The sequence below is a fragment of the Burkholderia sp. Ac-20384 genome (assembly GCF_017104605.1).
In the GTDB taxonomy this organism is placed as follows: domain Bacteria; phylum Pseudomonadota; class Gammaproteobacteria; order Burkholderiales; family Burkholderiaceae; genus Burkholderia; species Burkholderia lata.
The window spans coordinates 1-4,364 of the sequence record NZ_JAAGPE010000480.1 but is presented as its reverse complement, the minus strand read 5'-3'; the positions used below and the strand labels follow the sequence as shown (position 1 = coordinate 4,364).

General features: G+C 69.3%; 2 protein-coding genes and 1 pseudogene. All 3 read left to right on the top strand.

Translation table 11 applies throughout. From position 1 onward, the window contains the following. A pseudogene (locus tag G3O00_RS40165) lies at nucleotides 1-189 on the top strand (iron dicitrate transport regulator FecR); the annotation flags it as partial. 15 nt (nucleotides 190-204) lie between these two features. Further along, complete coding sequence (ptsP, locus tag G3O00_RS40160; RefSeq protein ID WP_206146312.1) at nucleotides 205-2,787, top strand: phosphoenolpyruvate--protein phosphotransferase; 2,583 nt, start codon at nucleotides 205-207, stop codon at nucleotides 2,785-2,787. 87 nt (nucleotides 2,788-2,874) lie between these two features. Beyond that, the coding region (nagE, locus tag G3O00_RS40155) for an N-acetylglucosamine-specific PTS transporter subunit IIBC (RefSeq protein ID WP_206146311.1) at nucleotides 2,875-4,364 on the top strand (1,490 nt) is incomplete at its 3' end.

Here is a 4,364-nt window from a genome sequence, read left to right as displayed (position 1 = left end):
GCCGTGCTGCTCGCGGCGCCCGCCGGTACGCCCGGCGCGACGCTGCCGCTTGCGCGGTCCGCCCATTCGGCGCTCGACCCGATCGCCGCCATTCTTTCGTTCTACGTGATGGCGGCGGATCTCGCCGTCGCGCGCGGCCGCAATCCCGACACGCCGCGCCACCTGAACAAAGTCACCGAAACGCACTGATAGCCGAGACAGCCGATGAGACGCGCCGAGGAGTCCCAGTTGAAGAGCCCCACCCACGATCAGATCGTCCTGCTTGCCCCGTTGACGGGGCCGATCGTCGCGCTGGCCGACGTGCCCGATCCGGTGTTCTCCGGCGGGATGTTCGGCGACGGCATCGGCATCGACCCGCTCGCGGGCCGGCTCGTCGCGCCGTGCGCGGGCGTCGTGTCGCATCTCGCGCGCACGGGCCATGCCGTGACGATCACGACGCCGCAAGGCGCGGAAGTGCTGCTGCACATCGGCATCGACACGGTCGAGCTGAACGGGCAGGGCTTCATCGCGCACGTCGAGGCTGGTGCACGCGTCGAGGCCGGCACGCTGCTGATCGAGTTCGACCAGGACGCGGTGGCGCGCAGCGCGCATTCGCTCGTGTCGGTGATCGCGATTGCAAACTCGGATGCGTTCGAGGTCGTCGATCGCGCGAGCGGCTTCGCGACGGCCGGCGAGACGCCGCTGCTCGTGTTGCGCGGCAAGGGCGAAGCGGCCGTGCAGGCGGCACAAGCCGGCGCGGCGGCGCAGAACGAAGTGCGCCGTGAAATCGTGCTGGCACAACCGGGCGGCCTGCATGCGCGGCCGGCCGCGCGGGCACGTGAAGCCGTGCGCGGGTTCGACGCGACCGTCGACGTGCTGTTCGACGGCCGCAAGGCGTCGATCGCGAGCGTCGTCGGCCTGCTCGGCCTCGGCGCCGGCGAAGGCGCGACGGTCGAACTGGTCGGCCGTGGCGCGCACGCGCAGCAGGCCGTCGATGCGGTCGAGCACGAGCTGCTGCGCGAAGCGCACGGTGAAGTCGAAGAAAAGCCGGCGCGGCTGAAGTCGCCCGCGCCGCAGATGGTCGCACGCAACGTCGGCGCGCCCATCGACCCGAACACGCTCGCGGGCGTGTGCGCGGCGCCCGGCATCGCGGTCGGTACGCTGGTGCGTCTCGACGATGCGGAAATCGTGCCGCCCGAGCAGGCCTCCGGCACACCGGCTGCGGAAAGCCGCCAGCTCGACCAGGCGCTGAAGGCCGTCGACGGCGAACTCGACGAAACGGTGCGCAACGCATCGGCGCGCGGCGCGGTCGGCGAAGCGGGCATTTTCGCGGTGCACCGCGTGCTGCTGGAAGACCCGACGCTGATCGACGCGGCGCGCGACCTGATCAGCCTCGGCAAGAGCGCGGGCTTCGCGTGGCGCGCGACGATCCGCACGCAGATCGACACGCTGTCGAAGCTTGACGACGCGCTGCTCGCCGAACGTGCGGCCGACCTGCGCGACATCGAGAAGCGCGTGCTGCGCGCGCTCGGCCACACGAACGGTGCCGCGCGTGCGCTGCCCGACGAAGCGGTGCTCGCGGCCGAGGAATTCACGCCGTCCGACCTGTCGTCGCTCGATCGCCAGCGCGTGACCGCGCTCGTGATGGCGCGCGGCGGCGCGACGTCGCACGCGGCGATCATCGCGCGGCAGCTCGGCATTCCCGCGCTGGTTGCGGTCGGCGATGCGCTGTACGCGATTCCGGACGGCACGCAGGTCGTCGTCGATGCGAGCGCGGGTCGGCTCGAACACGCGCCGACCGCACTTGACGTCGAGCGCGCGCGGCACGAGCGCCAGCGCCTGGACGGCGTGCGCGAGGCGAACCGGCAACTGGCGGGTGAAGCCGCCGCGACGGTCGATGGCCGCGCGATCGAGGTCGCCGCGAACATCGCGACGCTCGACGATGCGAACACCGCGGTCGACAACGGCGCCGATGCAGTCGGCCTGCTGCGCACCGAGCTGATGTTCATCCATCGCCAGGCCGCGCCGACGGTCGTCGAACACCAGCAGAGCTACCAGTCGATCGTCGACGCATTGCAGGGCCGCACGGCGATCATCCGCACGCTCGACGTCGGCGCCGACAAGGAAGTCGACTACCTGACGCTGCCGCCCGAACCGAACCCGGCGCTCGGCCTGCGCGGCATCCGTCTCGCGCAGGTGCGCCCCGATCTGCTCGACGATCAATTGCAGGGCCTGCTCGCGGTGAAGCCGTTCGGCGCGGTGCGCATCCTGCTGCCGATGGTCACCGACGCAGGTGAGCTCGTGCGGCTGCGCAAGCGCATCGACGAATTCGCGCGCGTACTGGGCCGCACCGAGCCGATCGAAGTCGGCGTGATGATCGAGGTGCCGTCGGCCGCGCTGCTGGCCGACCAGCTCGCGCAGCACGCGGACTTCCTGTCGATCGGCACCAACGACCTGACGCAGTACACGCTCGCGATGGACCGCTGCCAGGCCGACCTGGCCGCGCAATCCGACGGCCTGCATCCGGCCGTGCTGCGCCTGATCGACATCGCGGTGCGCGGCGCCGCGAAGCACGGCAAGTGGGTGGGCGTGTGCGGCGCGCTCGGCGGCGATCCGCTCGCGGTGCCGGTGCTGGTGGGCCTCGGCGTGACCGAGCTGTCGGTCGACCCCGTATCGGTGCCGGGCATCAAGGCGCGTGTGCGCCGTCTCGATTACCAGTTGTGCCGTCAGCGCGCGCAGGATCTGCTCGCGCTCGATTCGGCACAGGCGGTAAGGGCAGCAAGCCGCGAGGTCTGGCCGCTCGACTGAGCGTCGACGGCAGGTTCGCGACCGGTTTCAAGACGAAAGCAATTAGGTCAACGACGATTAATGACGAGACAAGGATTGGAGGACTGAATGAACGGGAATCCGTTTCTGAAAATACAGGGCCTGGGCCGGGCACTGATGCTACCGATCGCGGTACTGCCGGTTGCCGGCATCCTGCTGCGACTCGGCCAGCCGGACGTGTTCAACATCAAGATGATCGCCGACGCAGGCGGCGCGATTTTCGACAACCTGCCGCTGCTGTTCGCGATCGGCGTAGCGGTTGGCTTCGCGAAGGACAACAACGGCGTGGCGGCGCTCGCGGGCGCGATCGGTTACCTGATCGAAACCGCGATCATGAAGGACATCGATCCCAAGCTGAACATGGGCGTGCTGTCCGGGATCATCGCGGGTGTGGTCGCGGGCCTGCTGTACAACCGCTATAAAGACATCAAGCTGCCGGACTACCTCGCGTTCTTCGGCGGCAAACGGTTCGTGCCGATCATCACGGGCCTGGTCTGCGTGATACTCGGCATCGCGTTCGGGTACGTCTGGCAGCCGGTCCAGCATCTGATCGACGCGGCCGGCCAGTGGCTGACGACGGCGGGCGCGATCGGTGCGTTCGTGTTCGGCTTCCTGAACCGCCTGCTGCTCGTCACGGGCCTGCACCACATCCTCAACTCGCTCGCATGGTTCGTGTTCGGCAACTTCACGCCGCCCGCCGGCGGCGAGATCGTGCACGGCGACCTGCACCGCTTCTTCGCCGGCGACCCGACCGCGGGCACCTTCATGGCCGGCTTCTTCCCGATCATGATGTTCGGCCTGCCGGCCGCGTGTCTCGCGATGCTGCACGAAGCGCCGAAGGAACGCCGCGCGATGGTCGGCGGCTTGCTGCTGTCGATGGCGCTGACGTCGTTCCTGACCGGCGTGACCGAACCGATCGAATTCAGCTTCATGTTCCTCGCACCGGTGCTGTACGTGATCCACGCGGTGCTGACGGGGCTGTCGCTCGCGATCTGCCAGATCCTCGGCGTGAAGCTCGGCTTCACGTTCTCGGCCGGTGCAATCGACTACGTGCTGAACTACGGGCTGTCGACGAAGGGCTGGATCGCGATCCCGCTCGGCATCGCGTACGGCGCCGCGTACTACGGGCTGTTCCGCTTCTTCATCCGCAAGTTCAACATGGCCACGCCGGGCCGTGAGCCGGCATCGGCCGATGCGGCTGCTGAATCGTACGCATCGGGCGGCTTCGTCGCGCCGGCTGCCGGCGCCGCTGCGGTTGCCGCAGCACCGCGCGCGCAGCGCTATATCGCCGCGCTCGGCGGGGCAGGTAACCTGTCGGTCGTCGACGCGTGCACGACGCGCCTGCGCCTGACCGTCGTCGATCCGGAGAAGGTCTCGGAGCCGGAACTGAAGTCGATCGGCGCGCGTGGCGTGCTCAAGCGCGGCGGCAACAGCGTGCAGGTGATCATCGGGCCCGAGGCCGACATCATTGCCGACGAGATGCGTGCCGCCATCGGCAGCGGTGCGGCAGGCGCAGCATCGACGGCGACGGCCGCCGCCGCGCAGCCCGTCACGGGCGA

Bases quoted from the DNA above. Each gene is read 5' to 3' on its own strand.
- ptsP (WP_206146312.1), top strand. From the start codon at position 205: ATGAGACGCGCCGAGGAGTCCCAGTTGAAGAGCCCCACCCACGATCAG.